The sequence below is a fragment of the Stenotrophomonas sp. KH_036_B genome, assembly GCF_057839485.1.
In genome coordinates, this window is record NZ_CM174491.1 from 1 (window position 1) to 17,318 (window position 17,318).

The 17,318-nt window shown below is 64.4% G+C and carries 15 protein-coding genes; all 15 read left to right on the forward strand.

What is annotated here, in order from left to right; translation table 11 throughout:
• Complete coding sequence (gene dnaA / locus AC3ITN_RS00005) at positions 1-1,332, forward strand: chromosomal replication initiator protein DnaA (RefSeq protein WP_313345046.1); 1,332 nt, start codon at positions 1-3, stop codon at positions 1,330-1,332.
• A 290-nt stretch (positions 1,333-1,622) separates the two neighbouring features.
• Positions 1,623-2,723 carry a DNA polymerase III subunit beta gene (dnaN, locus tag AC3ITN_RS00010; RefSeq protein WP_313345049.1) on the forward strand — a complete coding sequence of 367 codons (1,101 nt, stop codon included), beginning with the start codon at positions 1,623-1,625 and terminating at the stop codon, positions 2,721-2,723.
• A 951-nt stretch (positions 2,724-3,674) separates the two neighbouring features.
• Positions 3,675-4,772 carry a DNA replication/repair protein RecF gene (recF, locus tag AC3ITN_RS00015; RefSeq protein ID WP_489391622.1) on the forward strand — a complete coding sequence of 366 codons (1,098 nt, stop codon included), beginning with the start codon at positions 3,675-3,677 and terminating at the stop codon, positions 4,770-4,772.
• Positions 4,773-4,884: 112 nt separating this feature from the next.
• Complete coding sequence (gene gyrB / locus AC3ITN_RS00020; RefSeq protein WP_313345055.1) at positions 4,885-7,344, forward strand: DNA topoisomerase (ATP-hydrolyzing) subunit B; 2,460 nt, start codon at positions 4,885-4,887, stop codon at positions 7,342-7,344.
• 73 nt (positions 7,345-7,417) lie between these two features.
• Positions 7,418-8,257, forward strand: coding sequence for a CPBP family intramembrane glutamic endopeptidase (locus tag AC3ITN_RS00025; RefSeq protein ID WP_313345058.1), 840 nt, complete (start codon positions 7,418-7,420; stop codon positions 8,255-8,257).
• A 69-nt stretch (positions 8,258-8,326) separates the two neighbouring features.
• On the forward strand, positions 8,327-9,133 hold the full coding sequence (locus AC3ITN_RS00030; RefSeq protein ID WP_313345061.1) for a M48 family metallopeptidase: 807 nt from the start codon (positions 8,327-8,329) through the stop codon (positions 9,131-9,133).
• 132 nt (positions 9,134-9,265) lie between these two features.
• On the forward strand, positions 9,266-10,462 hold the full coding sequence (locus tag AC3ITN_RS00035; protein ID WP_489391623.1) for a tetratricopeptide repeat protein: 1,197 nt from the start codon (positions 9,266-9,268) through the stop codon (positions 10,460-10,462).
• Between the two features lie 145 nt (positions 10,463-10,607).
• On the forward strand, positions 10,608-11,276 hold the full coding sequence (locus tag AC3ITN_RS00040; protein WP_489391624.1) for an energy transducer TonB: 669 nt from the start codon (positions 10,608-10,610) through the stop codon (positions 11,274-11,276).
• A gap of 86 nt (positions 11,277-11,362) precedes the next feature.
• A complete protein-coding gene (gene exbB, locus AC3ITN_RS00045) occupies positions 11,363-12,124 on the forward strand; it encodes a TonB-system energizer ExbB (RefSeq protein WP_313345067.1) in 762 nt (253 codons plus the stop codon).
• A gap of 57 nt (positions 12,125-12,181) precedes the next feature.
• Positions 12,182-12,607 (forward strand): ExbD/TolR family protein, encoded by a 426-nt coding sequence (locus tag AC3ITN_RS00050; protein ID WP_313345070.1) that lies wholly within the window; start codon positions 12,182-12,184, stop codon positions 12,605-12,607.
• A gap of 3 nt (positions 12,608-12,610) precedes the next feature.
• Positions 12,611-13,027, forward strand: coding sequence for an ExbD/TolR family protein (locus AC3ITN_RS00055; RefSeq protein ID WP_313345073.1), 417 nt, complete (start codon positions 12,611-12,613; stop codon positions 13,025-13,027).
• Positions 13,028-13,126: 99 nt separating this feature from the next.
• Positions 13,127-14,596, forward strand: coding sequence for a cardiolipin synthase (cls, locus tag AC3ITN_RS00060; protein ID WP_313345076.1), 1,470 nt, complete (start codon positions 13,127-13,129; stop codon positions 14,594-14,596).
• Between the two features lie 69 nt (positions 14,597-14,665).
• Positions 14,666-14,935, forward strand: coding sequence for a hypothetical protein (locus tag AC3ITN_RS00065; RefSeq protein ID WP_489392972.1), 270 nt, complete (start codon positions 14,666-14,668; stop codon positions 14,933-14,935).
• A 4-nt stretch (positions 14,936-14,939) separates the two neighbouring features.
• A complete protein-coding gene (locus AC3ITN_RS00070; protein WP_489391625.1) occupies positions 14,940-15,683 on the forward strand; it encodes a pyridoxine 5'-phosphate synthase in 744 nt (247 codons plus the stop codon).
• Between the two features lie 447 nt (positions 15,684-16,130).
• Positions 16,131-17,222, forward strand: coding sequence for a PA0069 family radical SAM protein (locus AC3ITN_RS00075; protein ID WP_489391626.1), 1,092 nt, complete (start codon positions 16,131-16,133; stop codon positions 17,220-17,222).
• Positions 17,223-17,318: the final 96 nt, after the last annotated feature.

Sequence of the window (17,318 nt, forward strand, 5' to 3'; positions counted from 1 at the left end):
ATGGATGCCTGGTCCCGTTGTCTCGAACGCCTTGAAGCGGAGTTCCCGCCCGAGGATGTTCACACCTGGTTGAAGCCGCTGCAGGCTGATCTGCGCGCGGACAGCCTGGTGCTTTATGCACCAAACGCCTTCATCGTCGACCAGGTGCGCGAGCTGTACCTGCCGCGCATCAAGGAACTGATGGCGCATTTCGCCGGTTTCGGCGACGTATTCCTTGAAATCGGCTCGCGCCCCCGGGCCGTGGAGGCGCAGATTGCGCCGAATTCGGGCCATTCCGCGCCGGCCGTGGCCGAGCCGCTGGTGCCGTTCGCCGGCAACCTGGATTCCCACTACACCTTCGCCAACTTCGTGGAAGGCCGCAGCAACCAGCTCGGTCTGGCCGCGGCGTTCCAGGCGGCCCAGAAGCCCGGCGACCGTTCGCACAATCCGCTGCTGCTGTACGGCGGCACCGGTCTGGGCAAGACCCACCTGATGTTCGCGGCCGGCAATGCGATGCGCCAGGCCAATCCGGCCGCCAAGGTGCTGTACCTGCGCTCGGAACAGTTCTTCAGCGCCATGATCCGTGCGTTGCAGGAAAAGACCATGGATCAGTTCAAGCGCCAGTTCCAGCAGGTGGACGCGCTGCTGATCGATGACATCCAGTTCTTCGCCGGCAAGGATCGGACCCAGGAAGAGTTCTTCCACACGTTCAATGCCCTGTTCGACGGCAAGCAGCAGATCATCCTGACCTGCGACCGGTACCCGCGCGAAGTGGAGGGCCTGGAAGCACGCCTGAAGTCGCGGCTGGCCTGGGGTCTGTCGGTGGCCATCGAGCCGCCGGACTTCGAGACCCGCGCCGCCATCGTGCTGGCCAAGGCGCGCGAGCGCGGTGCCGAGATTCCCGACGATGTGGCGTTTCTGATTGCCAAGAAGATGCGCTCCAATGTCCGCGACCTCGAGGGCGCGCTGAATACCCTGACCGCGCGGGCCAATTTCACCGGCCGTGCGATCACCACCGACTTCGCCCAGGAAACCCTGCGCGACCTGCTGCGCGCCCAGCAGCAGGCGATCAGCATTCCCAACATCCAGAAAACCGTGGCCGACTACTACGGGCTGCAGATCAAGGATCTGCTGTCCAAGCGCCGGACCCGTTCGCTGGCCCGTCCGCGCCAGGTCGCCATGGCGCTGACCAAGGAACTGACCGAGCACAGCCTGCCGGAGATCGGCGACGCCTTTGCCGGTCGCGACCACACCACGGTGCTGCATGCGTGCCGGCAGATCCGGACGTTGATGGAGACCGACGGCAAGTTGCGGGAAGACTGGGACAAGTTGATCCGGAAGTTGAGTGAGTGAGGTGGAGCGCATGATGCATGCACACCACACGGGCGTCATCGCATAAAACGGTGCAAAATCCCGGTGTAAGCGAGGGACAGCCTGTGGATAAGAACGCCGTTTGAAATCGCGGTAAATTTATCCACAGCTTTCCCCACCCCTTGGGGGGTAGTAGTGCAGAGGGTTTCACGTCTGAAAACCTGTTTGTTTTCAGATGTTTAGCTGAGTTTTCCAGCGAATCTGGCCCTACCATCACCACCAAGCTTTTGATTTATTCCACATCTTTTTAAAGCATAGGGGCACGGAACCACATGCGTTTCACACTGCAGCGCGAAGCCTTTCTCAAGCCGTTGGCACAAGTCGTCAACGTGGTCGAACGCCGCCAGACCCTGCCGGTTCTGGCTAATTTCCTGGTCCAGGTGAAGGACGGCCAGCTCTCGCTGACCGGTACCGACCTGGAAGTGGAGATGGTGTCGCGGATCGCGGTGGAAGATGCCCAAGATGGCGAGACCACCATCCCGGCCCGCAAGCTATTCGAGATCATCCGCGCCCTGCCCGATGGCAGCCGGATCACCGTCTCGCAGAGCGGCGACAAGATCACCGTCCAGGCCGGCCGCAGCCGCTTCACCCTGGCAACGCTGCCGGCGAACGACTTCCCGTCGGTTGACGAAGTCGAAGCCACCGAGCGCGTGGCGATCGGCGAGGCCACCCTGAAGGAGCTGATCGAGCGCACCGCGTTCGCGATGGCCCAGCAGGACGTGCGTTACTACCTCAACGGCCTGCTGTTCGATCTTCGCGGTGATGCCCTGCGTACCGTCGCCACCGACGGCCACCGCCTGGCGCTGTGCGAAACCGAGCTGGAAAAGGCCAGTGGCGCCAAGCGCCAGATCATCGTGCCCCGCAAGGGTGTGACCGAACTGCAGCGTCTGCTGGAAAGCGGCGATCGCGAGATCGAACTGGAAGTGGGCCGAAGCCACGTGCGGGTCAAGCGCGACGATGTGACCTTCACCTCCAAGCTGATCGACGGCCGTTTCCCGGACTACGAGGCCGTGATTCCGATCGGTGCCGACCGCGAAGTGAAGGTGGATCGCGAAGCGCTGCGTGCGTCGCTGCAGCGCGCTGCGATTCTGTCGAACGAGAAGTACCGCGGCATCCGCGTCGAGGTGTCGCCGGGCAACCTCAAGATCAGCGCGCACAACCCGGAGCAGGAAGAAGCCCAGGAAGAGATCGAGGCCGACACCACCGTCAGCGATCTGGCCATCGGCTTCAACGTCAACTACCTGCTGGACGCGCTGTCTGCCCTGCGCGATGAGCACGTGGTAATCCAGCTGCGTGATTCGAACTCCTCCGCCCTGGTCCGTGAGGCCAGCAGCGAGAAGTCGCGCCATGTGGTGATGCCGCTGCGTCTCTGACCTGTACGTCGGTTCCACGTGGAACCTGACCAAAAAGAACCCGGCTTAACCGCCGGGTTTTTTTTTGGTTCCACGTGGAGCATTGGCTGTGTCGGCGCGGTAGAGCCACGCCCTACGTGGCTGGTCTTCGCTCTTGCATCCTGCACACCTGACGAACGGCGTCGGCAGGTGTAAACGTCGGGTGGTTTGCGGATCACCGATGTGATCGCGATCCTGGACGGTTGTGCCGCGCCGTGCGCGGTGTCCAGCCATGGGCAGGACCTACGACCTGCTACGTGGCCATCTGGATTTGGATGAATCAACCTCCTGAAAGCCGGCCGCGGTCGGCTCCTGTTTTTGACGCCCCGCATGCCCCGAATCACAGCTCTAAGCTTTTAAAAACTGTATATAAATCTAAAGCTAGGTGGTGGTGGTAGAGCCAGATTTGGTTGAAAAGTACCTTAAGTGTTTGAATAATAAAGCTTATATGACCTCGAAACCCCCGGTAAAAAGAGCCCTGAGCCTGGGGTTGAACCTGTGGATATCTTTTAGAGGGGTCCAGGTGGCTCTTTTTATCCACAGACTGCACAGAGGTTGTGCATAAGTCATACATGCCCCCTGTGGACAGCAGACGGCGCACCCGTTCAGTCGCTTCAAATCTGCACGGCCCGTACCAAGACGCGGTTTCAGATTTCAAGAAATTCAGCCCGTGCTCTGATCCAGCCCGCTCACCCGGCTACTCGGATCGCGCCAGATTTCTTGAAATCTGCAGGGCTGCAGCCCTGCCCGGCTACCAGATTTGAAGGAATTCACACCGTTCCGCAGTGCGTTTTTCTCCACGTGGAACATCCCGACGCCGTCTCCATGACTGCTCCGCCCGCAGTGCGCTGGGCCACGGCAATCCAGACGATGCAGTAAGCTGATCGACTGGCTCCCCACTGCAAGTGCCTTCGCTGGCCTCGATCGATCTGCATGCACATCCGCCGTCTTTCCCTTCACCAGATCCGCCGCTTCGACCACGTGGAACTGGCACCGCAACCCGGTATCAACCTGATAACCGGTGACAACGGCGCCGGTAAAACGAGTGTGTTGGAGGCATTGCACGTGATGGCCTATGGCCGCAGCTTCCGCGGACGGGTACGGGATGGCCTGGTGCGGCAGGGCGCGGAGGCCCTGGAGGTGTTTGTCGAATGGGATGAGCAGCGCACAGGTGCGGAAAGCCCCACGCGGCGCAAAGCCGGGCTTCGGCATAGCGGCCAGGACTGGAAGGGACGGCTGGACGGGGAAGATGTCGCCCAGTTGGGCAATCTCTGTGCCGCGTTGGCGGTGGTCACGTTCGAGCCGGGCAGCCATGCACTGGTGAGTGGCGGCGGTGAACCCCGTCGGCGCTTCCTTGATTGGGGTTTGTTCCACGTGGAACCAGACTTCCTTGGGCTTTGGCGTCGCTATTCCCGCGCCCTGAAGCAGCGCAACGCGCTCCTCAAGCAAGGCGGGCATCCACATGCGCTGGATGCGTGGGACCGCGAGCTCGCGGAGGCCGGCGAACCCCTGAACAGCCGCCGTCAGCACTATCTGGAGCGGCTGCAGGACCGAACCGTCGCGCTGGCACAGCAATTGGCGCCTACGCTGGGCATCCAATCGCTCACCCTGAGCCCGGGCTGGCGCAAGCAGGAGGTTTCACTGGCGGACGCGCTGCTGCTGGCGCGCGACCGCGACCGGCTGGCCGGCTATACCTCCGTGGGCCCGCACCGGGCGGACTGGAGTGTGGGTTTCGCCGCCATCCCGGGCCGCGACGCTCTCTCGCGTGGCCAGGCCAAGCTCACCGCCCTCGCCTGCCTGCTGGCCCAAGCGGAGGATTACGCCGAACAACGCGGCGAATGGCCGGTGATCGCGCTGGATGACCTGGCCTCCGAGCTGGACCGCACCCACCAGGCCCGCGTACTGGACCGATTGCGGGCTGGCCCGGCGCAGATCTTCATCACTGCAACAGAAACCCCGGCCGCGTTGTGCGACCGCACCGATATCACCCGGTTCCACGTGGAACATGGCCATGTCCAGCTTGTGCCATAGTGGCTTCAGGGCCCAACGCGCCCGGCTGGTATAATTGCTGTTGCAACCCCTTATCCATCGGCGCCCCGCCCCCCGGGCGGCGGCCCGAACTGCGGAGCCTATGGCAAGCGCAATGACTGAAGAACAGAACACCCCGGCAACGAGCGGCAACTACGACGCCAACAGCATCACCGCCCTGGAAGGTTTGGAGGCGGTCCGCAAGCGTCCTGGTATGTACATCGGTGACGTCCATGACGGTACCGGTCTGCACCACATGGTGTTCGAGGTCGTCGACAACTCCATCGATGAGGCCCTGGCCGGTCACGCCGACAACGTTTCGGTGACGATCCACGCCGATGGTTCGGTGTCGGTGTCGGACAACGGCCGTGGCATCCCGACCGGCAAGCATGAGCAGATGAGCGGCAAGCTCGGCCGCGAAGTGTCCGCCGCGGAAGTCGTGATGACGGTCCTGCATGCGGGCGGCAAGTTCGACGACAACAGCTACAAGGTTTCCGGCGGTCTGCACGGCGTCGGCGTCAGCGTGGTCAACGCCCTGTCGCAGAAGCTGGTGCTGGACATCTATCAGGGCGGTTTCCACTACCAGCAGGAATACGGCGACGGTGCGGCGCTGGTCCCGCTGAAGCAGGTCGAGCCCAGCACCAAGCGCGGTACCACCCTGCGCTTCTGGCCGTCGGTGAAGGCATTCCACGACAACGTCGAGTTCCACTACGACATCCTGGCGCGCCGCCTGCGCGAGCTGTCGTTCCTCAACTCCGGCGTCAAGATCGTTCTCAGCGACGAGCGTGGCGATGGCCGTCGCGATGATTTCCACTACGAAGGCGGCATCCGCAGCTTCGTGGAGCATCTGGCGCAGCTGAAGACCCCGCTGCACCCGAACGTCATCTCGGTCACCGGCGAGTCCAACGGCATCACCGTGGACGTGGCGCTGCAGTGGACCGATTCCTACCAGGAAACGATGTACTGCTTCACCAACAACATCCCGCAGAAGGACGGCGGCACCCACCTTGCCGGCTTCCGCGGTGCGTTGACCCGTGTGCTCAACAACTACATCGAGCAGAACGGCATCGCCAAGCAGGCCAAGATCAACCTCACCGGTGATGACATGCGCGAAGGCATGATCGCGGTGCTGTCGGTCAAGGTGCCCGACCCCAGCTTCTCCAGCCAGACCAAGGAAAAGCTGGTCAGCTCGGATGTGCGCCCGGCCGTGGAAAGCGCGTTCGGCCAGCGCCTGGAAGAATTCCTGCAGGAAAACCCCAACGAAGCCAAGGCCATCGCCGGCAAGATCGTCGACGCCGCGCGTGCACGCGAAGCCGCGCGCAAGGCCCGCGACCTGACCCGCCGAAAGGGCGCGCTGGACATTGCCGGCCTGCCCGGCAAGCTGGCCGACTGCCAGGAAAAGGATCCGGCACTGTCCGAGCTGTTCATCGTCGAGGGTGACTCGGCAGGTGGCTCGGCCAAGCAGGGCCGCAACCGCAAGAACCAGGCGGTGCTGCCGCTGCGCGGCAAGATCCTCAATGTGGAACGCGCCCGCTTCGACCGCATGCTGGCGTCGGATCAGGTCGGTACGCTGATCACCGCGCTCGGTACCGGCATTGGTCGCGACGAGTACAACCCGGACAAGCTGCGCTACCACCGCATCATCATCATGACCGACGCCGACGTCGACGGCGCGCACATCCGGACGCTGCTGTTGACCTTCTTCTACCGGCAGATGCCGGAGCTGATCGAGCGTGGCCACGTCTATATCGGCCTGCCGCCGCTGTACAAGATCAAGCAGGGCAAGCAGGAGCTGTACCTCAAGGACGACCCGGCGCTGGATGCCTACCTGGCCAGCAACGCCGTGGAGAACGCCTCGCTGATTCCGGCCGACAACGAGCCGGCCATCGAAGGGGTGGCCCTGGAAAAGCTGCTGCTCGCCTACGCTTCTGCGCAGGAATCGATCGGTCGCAACACCCATCGCTACGATCGCCAGCTGCTCGAAGCGCTGGTCGATTTCACCCCGATGGACCTGGAGCACCTGCGCAAGGCCGGCGCCGATGAAGGCCTGGCCGCACTGGCAACCCGCCTCAACCGGGGCAGCCTGGGTTCGCCGCGTTTCAGCCTGGAGCTGCAGGAACCCAACGACCAGCGTCCGGCCGCCGTGCTGGTGACGCGTCGCCACATGGGCGAAGAGCTGATCCAGGTGCTGCCGCTGTCGGCGTTCGAGACCGGCGAACTGCGTGCCCTGCACCAGTCCTCACTGCTGCTGCATGGCCTGGTTCGCGACGGTGCGAAGATCGTGCGCGGCGCCAAGTCCGCGGAGATCGCCAGCTTCACCGACGCCCGCAACTGGCTGCTCGATGAAGCCAAGAAGGGTCGCCAGATCCAGCGCTTCAAGGGCCTGGGTGAAATGAATCCGGAGCAGCTGTGGGACACCACCGTGAATCCCGATACGCGCCGCCTGCTGCAGGTTCGGATCGAAGATGCCGTGGCCGCCGACCAGATCTTCAGCACCCTGATGGGCGATGTGGTCGAACCGCGCCGTGAGTTCATCGAAGACAACGCGCTGCGGGTCGCCAACCTGGATATCTGACACAATCGGCACAGGGCCGGCCGGTTGCGACCTGCAACCGGCCCGGCCGCCGCCTTTTGCTGCCAGGAACCCGATGTCCGCTATTGCCCCGGCGTCCTCGACGCCTCCGCTGCCTCCCGCCCTGCCGCAGCCTCCGCGCCGCAAGCCCGGCTCTCCGGTGGCCGGTTTCCTGATTGACCTCGGTATCGCAACCCTCACCCTGCTCGCCCTGAGCATGGTCGGTGGGTTGTTCTGGGGCATGTACCGCGCGGTGGTGGTCGCTCGCGAAGGCGGCGTCTCGCTGGACGAAGGCCTGGTCCAGCAGGTGGGCCAGCCCGGTGCACTCGCACAGATCCTGCTGGCCCTGTTCGCCACGGGCGGCGCAGCGCTGCTGCTCTACTTCACGCGTCGGCGCGCCGATGCCGCCGAACGCAGCGCCTCGGTGCAGGCCGCACGGCGGCCGTCCACCTGGGGCTGGACCTTGGTGGTCGCCACCGCCGTGGTGATCGGCAGCAACCTGATCGCGTGGCTGGCCAAACAGGCCGGGGTTGAACCGGTGCCCACCAACCTGGCCCTGATGGAACAGGCCATGGCGCGTTTTCCCTGGTTCCTGGCGCTGTTCGCCGTGGTGCTGGCGCCCGCCTACGAAGAACTCCTGTTCCGCCGCGTGCTGTTCGGCCGCCTGTGGCAGGCCGGCCGCCCTTGGCTGGGCATGCTGCTCAGCAGCCTGGCCTTCGCCCTCGTGCATGAGGTACCTGGTACCAGCGCCAATGGTCCGTGGGAAATTGCCCAGCTGTGGCTGGTCTATGGCGGCATGGGCGCGGCGTTCGCCTGGCTGTACCGGCGCACCGGTACCCTGTGGGCGCCGATCGCCGCGCATGCCCTGAACAACGCCATCGCCTTGGGTGCGCTGGTTTTCCTTGGGGTGCACTGACCATGTCGGCTTGACGAAACCTTACGTCCAACCCCGCCACACTGCAGACATGAACACGGAGTCCCCGCCTTGAAACCCTTGCTGCTCGGACTTGCCATCACGCTGCTGGTCAGCGCCTGCGCCACCACCACCTCGCCCACCGGGCGCCGGCAGATGGTGGGCGGCGTCTCACAGACCGAGCTGGATCAGCTGGGCGCACAGGCGTTCGCGGAGACCAAGCAGAAGGAAAAGATCAGCACCGATGGCCGCCAGAACGGCTACGTGCAATGCGTTGTGAATGCATTGGTGGCCCAGTTGCCATCTCAGTACCGCGGCGTACGGTGGGAGACGGCGGTGTTCGTCGATCCCGAACCGAACGCCTTCGCCCTGCCCGGCGGCAAGGTCGGGGTGAACACCGGCATCTTCACCGTCGCCAAGAACCAGGACCAGCTGGCCGCCGTGATCGGGCATGAGATCGGGCATGTCATCTCGCGCCACCACGAGGAACGCCTGACCCGCCAGATGGGCGCGCAGACCGGGCTGGCCGTGCTGGGGGCGCTCGCGGGCGCCGCCTACGGCGAGGGCGCAGCCAGCACCGTCAGCCAGTTCGGCGGTGCCGGCGCGCAGGCCGCCTTCCTGCTGCCCGGTTCGCGCACCCAGGAGAGCGAGGCCGACGTGGTCGGGCAGCGGCTGATGGCCGAGGCCGGCTTCGACCCCGCCCAGGCGGTCAATCTCTGGCAGAACATGATGGCCGCCAGTGGCGGTCGTTCGCCGCAATGGCTGTCCACCCACCCCGATCCTGCCAACCGGATCCGGGAACTGCAGCGGGATGCTCCCTCTCTTGGCGGTGTATTCCAGCAGGCCCAAGCGGCCGGCAGGCGCCCCAAGTGCGGCTGATTCGACTAAAGGATGCTGTGATGCAGCATCGGAAACGATTTCTCATGCCACCGGTTTCTGATACGTTTGGCGGCTCAGATTTTTCTGACAGTCCGTTTTGACCCCGCCGCGGCGGTTCGATCGAGGTGAAAGATGATTTTCAGCAACCACAAGCAAGCCGTGCTTACCGTTCTCATCGCGACCGCCCTCGGTGGCGTTGTGGTCACTGATGCCGTTGCCCAGACCCGTGAGCGCAGCAGCGAGCGTCGCGGAGGCAAGGAGGCGAAGGCCGAGGTGATGTTCCCGGATGCCACCCGCGCAGAGCCGAACATCAAGGCGTCGCCGAAGCTGGGCAAGCAGCTGCAGAAACTGATCGACAGCTACAACGATCAGAAGTTCCCGGAGACCCGCGCCCTGGCCGATGAAATCCTGGCCAACAGCGCCGCGAACGCCTACGACAAGTCGCTGGCCGCCCAGCTGGCTGCGCAGGCCGCCTACGGCGACGACGACACTGCAGCCGCCAAGAAGTACCTGCAGCAGGTGCTGGAACTGGGCGGCCTGGACAACAACGGCCATTACCAGTCGATGCTGATGCTGGGCCAGCTGCAGATCCAGGACGACCAGACCACCGAAGGCTTGGCGACGCTGGACAAATATTTCGCCGAAACCAAGTCGACCAAGCCGGAACAGCTGATCATCAAGGGCCAGGCCCTGTACCAGCTGGAGCGGTACCAGGACGCGATCCCGGTGTTGAAGCAGGCCATCACTGCTGCCGGCGCCGACGCCAAGGACAGCTGGCGCCAGCTGTTGATGGCCGCCATGTCCGAAGCTGGCCAGACTGGTGAAGCTGTCGCGGAAGCCGAAGCCATCGCCAAGCGCAGCCCGGACGACAAGAAGGCCCAGATGAACCTGGCCAGCATGTACATGCAGGCCGACCAGATGGACAAGGCCGCTGCGGTGATGGACACGCTGTACAAGAGCGGCAAGTTGACCGACGAGCGCGAGTACAAGCAGCTCTACTCGATCTACGCCAACACCGAGAACAAGGAAAAGGAAGTCATTGCCGTTATCAATGACGGGCTGCAGAAGGGCATCCTGAAGCCGGACTACCAGGTGTACCTGGCCCAGGCCCAGGCGTACTACTACTCCGAGCCGCAGCAGGCAGACAAAGCAATTGAAGCGTGGAAGCTCGCTGCCCCGCTTTCCAAGGACGGTGAAACCTACTTGAACCTGGCACGCGTTTTGCATGCCGAGGGTCGGATTCCGGAGGCCAAGGAAGCGGCCCGCCAGGCCAAGGCCAAGGGTGTGAAGAATCCGAAAGATGCGGACAAAATCATCAACCTGAAGTAAGTAGGAATAACGCCTGAACGCCTGCGACAATCGTGCGCAGGCGCTCAGGATTGGTATAAGCTTGGAGGTTCCTGCGGTGTCATGCACCGCTGATCATGGGCTACCTGTCCTCGGGTACCCGGCCCCACTAATGAGCTCTTGGCGCATGACGGAACAACTAGTCGTTCACAGGTACGAACAACGCGATGACACCGGCCTCAGCTGGCCGCGCATCGTGGGTATCGCCTTTGTAATCGCATTGCATCTCGCCGCCCTGATGCTGCTTCTGATCCCGGCCGTGGCCCCCAAGGCCGCTACGGAGAAAGAACGCAACATCATGGTGACCCTGGTCGACGCTCCGCCGCCGCCCCCACCGCCGCCGCCGCCGCCGCCGCCGACTGAAACGCCGCCGCCGCCGGTCAAGAACCTCTCGCCGCCGAAGCCGTCGCCCGTTCCGCCGCCGCCGCAGGCGCCGGTGATCGATGTGCCGGAACCGCGTCCGAACGACATCGTCACGCCGCCGTCTCCGCCGAGTCCGCCGCAGCCGCCGAGTTCGATCGAGGCCAGCGTCGATATCTCGTCGAAGAACATGAACCCCCCGCGTTACCCGCCGGCCGCATTCCGCGCAGGTATCCAGGGTGAAGTCATCCTGATCATTGATGTCGATGCCAACGGCAACGTCACCAATGTGTCGGTCGAACGGTCCAGCCGTAACCGTGACCTCGACCGCGCCGCGATGGAAGCAGCTCGCAAGTGGAGCTTCCGTTCTGCGGAGTCGGGCGGGAAGAAGGTCGCAGGTCGCGTTCGCGTCCCGGTCAACTTTGCGCTGAACTGACAGTGGTCGGTGGCCCGCCGGCCACCTCCCTGCCGGTTATTTACTAGCAACACTAATTATCACCACACACAACAAAGGTAAGCGTCATGCTGCAGGAACTCTTCATCGCCGCTGCTGCCGGGGGCAACTCTGGGAACGCCCTCTCGCAGATGGGCTTCGAACACCTTCTCCACGAAATGACCACCAAGCCGGGTGACTTCGCGGTTTCCTGGGTCGTGCTGCTGACCCTGGTCATCATGTCGGCCATGTCCTGGTACTGGACTGTCATCAACATCTTCCGTGCTACCCGCCTGAAGAGCGCTGCCGACAAGGTCGTGAGCCTGTTCTGGGATACCCCGAACGCCCAGGACGCCATCCGTGCGATGGAAGAACAGCCGGCTTCCGAGCCGTTCTCGAAGATCGCTCTGGACGCTGCCCAGGCGGCTGCCCACCACCAGCGTGCCGAAGGCGGTGCCACCGGTGGCCTGGGTGAGAGCCTGAGCCGTTCGGAATTCGTCGACCGCGCCCTGCGTCAGGCCGTGACCCGCGAAAGCAACAACCTGCAGTCGGGCATGACCCTGCTGGCCACCGTCGGTGCAACCGCTCCGTTCGTCGGTCTGCTCGGTACCGTGTGGGGCATCTACGGCGCGCTGATCAAGATCGGTGCCACCGGTTCCGCCTCGATCGACGCCGTTGCCGGCCCGGTGGGTGAAGCACTGATCATGACCGCCATCGGTCTGTTCGTGGCTATCCCGGCCGTGTTCGCCTTCAACTTCTTCAGCAAGATCAACAGCGCCACGATCAGCAAGTTCGATACGTTCGCTCACGACCTGCACGACTTCTTCGCTACCGGTTCGCGCGTCCGCTAATTGCGACGCGCTGTACCCAGCGAGAACGTAGTCAACACGATCTAGACGGAGCCCGTTATGGCTTTCAGTAGTGGTAACAGCGGCGGCCCCATGGCCGACATCAACGTTACGCCCCTCGTGGACGTGATGCTGGTGCTGCTGATCATCTTCATCATCACGGCGCCCCTGATGTCCCACAAGGTCAAGGTCGATCTGCCCGAGGCCAACCTGGTGCAGAACCCGGAAGATGCGGCCGATCGCAAGGGCCCCATCACCCTCGCGGTGAAGGAAGACGGCTCGATTTACTGGAACGACGAAGAGATCGACAAGCAGACTCTCGAGTCGCGCCTGGCGACCGCCGCCCAGCAGACCCCCCAGCCCCCGCTCAATCTGCGTGGTGACCGCACCACCAAGATGCGTGTCATCAACGAGATGACCAAGATTGCGCAGGAGCAGGGCATGCTCGACGTTGGCTTCGTTGCCACCAAAGAGAAGGGGCAGTAAGCCATGGCATTCAGTTCTGGTGGTGGCAAAGGCCCCATGGCCGACATCAACGTGACGCCCCTCGTGGACGTGATGCTGGTGCTGTTGATCATCTTCATCGTTACCGCGCCGATCATGACGTACCCGATCGCCGTGGACCTGCCGCAGCGCGTGCTCAACCCACCGCCGCAGCTGGTCGAACCGCCGCCGCCGATCGAGCTGCGGATCGACGCCAGCAACCAGGTGACCTGGAACAACAGCCCGATCGCAACGGGCGAACTCCAGCAGCGCATGGAGCAGGAAGTGCAGCGTGACCCGACCAACCAGCCGGAACTGCGCATCGACGCAAGCCCGGACTCCGAGTACGACGTGATGGCCAAGGTACTGGCCGCCGCGAAGAATGCTCAGATGAAGAAGATCGGGTTCCAGCAGCAACAGTAATACGCAAGACCAAGTCATGACGCGACTGGAAAACGCCCCTGGAAACAGGGGCGTTTTTTTTGCACGCAACGGACGCATGTGTCCGGCTATCATCCGCGCATGCTCGCCACTTACCCCGCGCTCGCCGACTGGCTCCACTGGCTGGATGCCGTTCCGCACCTGCGCCCGCTGCTCATTGCCGCCTACGTGCTGTACCTGCTGTGGCTGACCGGCTGGATCATGCTGCAGAAGCGCGAACCGGTGGCCACGCTCAGCTGGATCCTGTCGCTGGCCGCCCTGCCCTACCTGGGGCTCTTCATCTATTACCTGCTGGGCCCGCAGAAGGTGAAACGGCAGCGGCTGCGCCGCGGGCGCGCCCGCTCCGGCATGGAGCACTACAGCAGCGTGTGCCCGCCCGATGCCGACTGCACCGAGCTGGCCAAGATCGCCCAGGCCACCACCGGCCTGTCGCCCAGTTCGGCCACCGAAGTGGAGTGGCTGGTCGACGGGGCGCAGACCTATGCCGCGCTGCTGGCCGCCGTGGCCGAGGCACGCGACCACCTGCACGTGGAGTACTACATCTTCAACCCGGACCATGCGGGCACCGCCTTGCGCGATGCGCTGGTCGAGCGTGCCCGTGCGGGCGTGCGCGTACGCCTGCTGCTGGATGCGGTGGGTTCCTCGGCCATCCGCAAGCGCTTCCTGCAGCCGTTGCTCGACGCCGGTGGCGAAGTCGCGTGGTTCCATCCACGCCAGCTGCTCAAGCCGTTCAAGCGGCCCTGGTTGAACATGCGCACCCACCGCAAGCTGGTGGTCATCGATGGCCGCGTGGCCTTCACCGGCGGCATCAACATTACCGACGAGGAAGACGAGAGCCGCAACGCCGACGCGTACCGCGACCTGCACATGCGGCTCAAAGGCCACGTGGTGCGCAGCCTGCAGCTGGTCTTCATCGAAGACTGGATCTACGCCACCGGCGAGCCGAAGGATCGCTTCGCCATTGCCCAGCTGTGGCCCAACGACATGCCCAGCCGCCAGGACGGTTCGATCAACGCACAGGTGCTGGTATCCGGGCCGGATTCGTCCTGGGAGACCATCCACCGCCTGCAGGTGGCGGCCATCCATGAGGCGCGTGAACGCGTCTGGCTGGTGACGCCCTACTTCGTGCCAGGCGAGGCGGCGCGCATGGCGCTGACCTCGGCCGCGCTGGGCGGGCTGGACGTGCGCCTGCTGGTGCCGAAGATGAGCGACTCGTGGTTCGTCACCCAGGCCGCGCGCTCGTACTTCGACGAGCTGCTCCAATCCGGGGTGAAGATCTACGAATACGGCCCGCGCATGCTGCATACCAAGGCCTTCATCGCCGACGGCGATGTGTGCATCGCCGGCAGCGCCAACTTCGACCACCGCAGCTTCCGGCTCAATTTCGAGTTGTCGATGATGATCAGCGACCCGGGCCGCGTGGCCGCGCTGGAGAAGATCCTGGCCGCCGAGTTCGCCGCTTCCACCCCGGTTCGCAACGACCGCGGGCGCTCGCTCTGGCTGCACCGCGTACCCGAGGCCTTTGCCCGCCTGGCCTCGCCGCTACTGTAGCCACCGCCACGTGGAACCGGAGTGGGTGGCGGCGCTACACTGGCCCGGTCAAAACGGGGAGTCATGACAATGTATTGGCTGTTCCTGCTGCTGGCGATCGGCTGCTTCGCCTTCGCCATCAAAACACCGTCCACCGGCATCATGATGCTCTCGCTGCTGGGCGCCCTGCTGTTCTTCCTGGCCTGGGTGCGTGGCCGCTACGTGGCCCAGTTCGGCGACGCGCAGAGCGGCATGCCGAGTGACATCCACAGCGTCATCGACCCCACCGAACTGCGCCGGCTGCGCGAGCAGGCCCAGGCCCGCCGTGACGCCCAGCGCGATGAGAGCGATATCCCGTAAGGCCATGACCCAGCTCAGCGTCAACGTGAACAAGATCGCCGTCCTGCGCAATTCGCGCGGCGGCAGCGACCCGGACGTCCTGCAGGCCGCGCGCGCCTGCCTGGACGCCGGCGCACACGGCATCACCGTGCACCCGCGCCCGGACCGCCGGCATATCCACGCCGAGGACGTCCTTGCGCTGTCGGCGCTGACCCGCGCACGCGGCGTTGAATTCAATATCGAAGGCAATCCCTTCGCGCCGCCGCGCCCGGGTTACCCCGGCCTGCTGCCGCTGTGCGCGCAGACCCGTCCGGCCCAGGCGACGCTGGTACCGGATGGCGATGGCCAGCTCACCTCCGATCACGGCGTCGACTTCAGCCGGGACGCCGAGCGCCTGCGCCCGCTGATTGCCGAGCTGAAGTCCTACGGCTGCCGCGTGAGCTTGTTCGTCGACGCCGGCAACCCGGACCTGGCCCAGGCCGCCGCCATCGGCGCCGACCGCATCGAGCTCTACACCGGCCCCTACGCCGAGGCGCACGCCGCCGGCGACGCCACGGTCATGCTCGCGCTGTTCGCCGACGCCGCCCGACGCGCCCAAGCCGCCGGCCTGGGCGTCAACGCCGGCCATGACCTCTCGCAGGACAACCTGCGCGACTTCCTGCAGACCGTGCCCGACGTGCTGGAAGTGTCCATCGGCCACGCCCTGATCAGCGAAGCCCTGTACGCCGGCCTGGACACGACGGTCAAGGCCTACCTGGCCCTGCTCTGAAGGGCACATGCCGGTCATCTAAAACCTGTCCCCGAGTACCCCGGTAGTGCCGGCCGCTGGCCGGCTCCCGGACACCGCCAGTCAACCATCCCCCCGACCGTAGTGCCGGCCGCTGGCCGGCTCCCGGATACCGCCAGTCAACCCCATACCGCCATAGTTCCGGTGGATCGAACCGCTTGGCTCTGCCCGGCCCGTCTCCGCGCACATTCCCCTGCCGATCAATGTTCGTGCCTTAAAGGGACCCCCCAACCACGCCCAACCCGCGCCTGTGGATAACCCTGGGGAACAAACCCCAACGATTCAGCCAGAACCTAACAGGGGCGCGCATTCCGCTTCCCTCCCCGCCTGTGGTTAGTAATACTACTAACCCATGCACACCCAGCCCACAGCAATCCTCGCCCCGCCAAGGTCTCAGCCCCTGAGACACCCCAGCGATAGCCTTTGACGATGGGTATCGCGATCAAGGGCCGAGGCTCCACCACACACCTGGCGGGCCGCTTCGAGGTCACCGTCAGCGAAGCCATGGACGACGGCTGGGAACCCGACGACAGCGAAGAATTCGCCACCCCTCGCCTGCGCACCGAGGTGCGCGCCGAAACCGCGCGCAGCATCATCAGCCGCAACAAGTCCCCGGACGTGGGCTTCAGCCAATCGGTCAACCCGTATCGCGGCTGCGAGCACGGCTGCTCGTACTGCTTCGCCCGTCCGTCGCACGCCTACCTCAACCTCTCGCCGGGCCTGGACTTCGAAACCAAGCTGTTCGCCAAGACCAACGCCCCACAGCTCCTGCGCAAGGAATTCTCGCGCCCCGCGTACGTGCCGCTGCCCATCGCGCTCGGTATCAACACCGACGCCTACCAGCCGATCGAGCGCAAGCTCAAACTCACCCGGCAGTTGATCGAAGTGATGCTGGAAACCCAGCACCCGTTCTCCCTGATCACCAAGAACGCCTTGGTCGAGCGCGACATCGACCTGCTCGCCCCGCTGGCGGAAAAGAACCTGGTCAGCGTGCACTTCTCGGTGACCTCGCTGGACCCGCACCTGTCGGCGAAGCTGGAGCCGCGCGCGTCCGCACCACACGCACGCCTGCGCGCCATGCGCCGCCTGCACGACGCCGGCATCCCCGTGGGCGTGATGGTCGCGCCGGTGATTCCCTGGATCAACGACGCCGAACTGGAAGCCGTACTCGAGGCCGCCCACGATTCGGGTGCAACCACCGCCGGCTACGTCCTGCTGAGGCTCCCACTGGAAGTGGCGCCGCTGTTCCGCGACTGGCTCGACACCCACCATCCGGACCGCGCCGCGCATGTCATGAGCACCATCAACCAGCTGCGCGGTGGCAAGGACTACAACAGCGAATTCGGCACCCGCATGCGCGGCGAAGGCGTGTACGCCGACCTGCTCTCCAACCGTTTCAGGCTGGCCCGCAAGCGCATCGGCTTCGACGCGCAGAACAGCCACTGGCCGAAGCTGGATTGCACGAAGTTCCTGCGGCCACTCCCGCCGCGCGAGGATTCGCCGCAGGGGTCGTTGTTCTGAGGGGGGGCGCGCGCGAACGCGTTCAAAGCATGCAACCACGCAACACAAGCAATCACGCAATGACGCAACGCGCGACTGGGTAGAGCGGACTGTTAG